The organism is Pantoea sp. 18069, assembly GCF_902706035.1.
Taxonomy (GTDB): Bacteria; Pseudomonadota; Gammaproteobacteria; order Burkholderiales; family Burkholderiaceae_C; genus Comamonas.
Genome location: NZ_CACSJA010000096.1, coordinates 1 through 843, shown reverse-complemented (window position 1 = coordinate 843; position 843 = coordinate 1). Strand labels below are relative to the sequence as shown.

The following is an 843-nucleotide window of genomic DNA, read 5'->3' as shown; positions in this document are numbered from 1 at the left end:
AGAACGTGTTCAAAGTCTTTTGAGCAAGAGCGCCAGGAATGCCAGATGCAGGAACTGCAAGCTGGTGTTGATCCAGCGCTCGCAGTTCTTCCACAACCGCCGATTCTTTTCCAGCCATGCAAAGCTGCGCTCAACAACCCAGCGCTTGGGCATCACCTTGAAGCTATGCAACTCACTGCGCTTTGCTATCTGCACAGTGACATGCTCGCCCAGAATCTCGCGCACGCCCTGCGCGAAAGGCTGACCCACATAGCCGTTGTCGCACAGCACACTTTGCACACGAGCGAGCCCAGACTTGCAACGACCAAGCGCCTGCAGTGCTCCCTTGCGATCCGTCACTTCAGCCGTAGTCACCGCCACTGCATGCGGCAATCCTTGGGTGTCCACTGCAATATGGCGCTTGATGCCAGACACCTTCTTGCCCGCGTCATAGCCCTTCAGGCCTGCCGTATCCGTGTTCTTCACGCTCTGCGCGTCCACGATCAAGAGCGTGCTGCAGGCGTTGCGCCCCAGTTTCTCGCGGGCCGCGCCAACCTGATTTTTTTAAAGCCTGCTCCAGCAGGCTGCCACCCTCGCGCGGCTCGCTCCAGATCGCAAAGTACGAGTGCACCGTGCGCCATTTGGGAAACTCCTCGGGCAGCATGCGCCATTGGCAGCCACTGCGCAGCAGGTACAGCACCGCGCAGAACACCTCGTACAGGTCCACTCGCCTGGGGCTGGTCTTCTTTCGCGCGCTTTCCAGCAGCGGCTTGATGATCTCGAATTGTTCGCGACTGATGTCACTTGGATAGCTTTTTCTCACCCCCTGAGCTTCTCATACCTCAGAGACTTTGAACACGTTCT

The 843-nt window shown here is 58.0% G+C and carries 1 protein-coding gene; it reads right to left on the bottom strand.

Translation table 11 applies throughout. From position 1 onward, the window contains the following. Positions 1-9: 9 nt before the first annotated feature. Positions 10-802 (bottom strand): IS5 family transposase gene (locus GVL12_RS25715; RefSeq protein WP_200843445.1). Its coding sequence is split into 2 segments (ribosomal slippage): positions 10-544 and positions 543-802, totalling 795 coding nucleotides; the frame shifts between segments, so codons are not numbered across the junction. Positions 803-843 lie beyond the last annotated feature (41 nt).